General features: G+C 71.8%; 1 protein-coding gene. It reads left to right on the forward strand.

Annotated features, from left to right (window positions below):
• Positions 1–521: DUF6049 family protein (locus CCN39_RS46490; protein WP_244211330.1), on the forward strand; the 521-nt coding region annotated here is incomplete at both ends.

The following is a 521-nucleotide window of genomic DNA, read 5'->3' on the forward strand; positions in this document are numbered from 1 at the left end:
GCCGGACGACGTGGTCGAGCCGGTTCGGCGGGCCGAGCTGCGCGGCGCGTCCACGGCGTGGCGAGGGCTGCCCGCGGACGCGGCGACCACGAACGCCCAGGCGGAGCTGGCGGCGATCAGCGGGCGGGTCACCGTCTCGCAGCCGAAGCAGACCATCGCGCTGGCGTCCGGCAACTCGCCGCTGCCGGTGTACGTCAGCAACGACCTGCCGGTCGGGATCAACGCCCGGTTCACCCTGAACAACAACACGGGCCTGCGCCCGGAGGACGCGAAGGACTGGTTCTTCCCGGCCAGCGGCGGCAAGAACTACTTCCTGCCGGTGGAGGCGCTGCGGGCCGGCCGGTTCAGCGTCGATGTGTCGTTGAGCACGCCGACCGGTACCCCGCTCGGGTCATCCGCGCGGTTCGAGCTGACGTCCACCGAGTACGGCGCGATCACCATCATCGCGACCGTCGCCGCAGGTGTGGCCCTGCTTCTGCTCGCTTCCCGGCGCATCTACCGGCGGGTGAAGGACGCCCGCG

Origin of the sequence: Amycolatopsis kentuckyensis, from assembly GCF_002155975.1 — a bacterium.
GTDB lineage: Bacteria > Actinomycetota > Actinomycetes > Mycobacteriales > Pseudonocardiaceae > Amycolatopsis > Amycolatopsis kentuckyensis.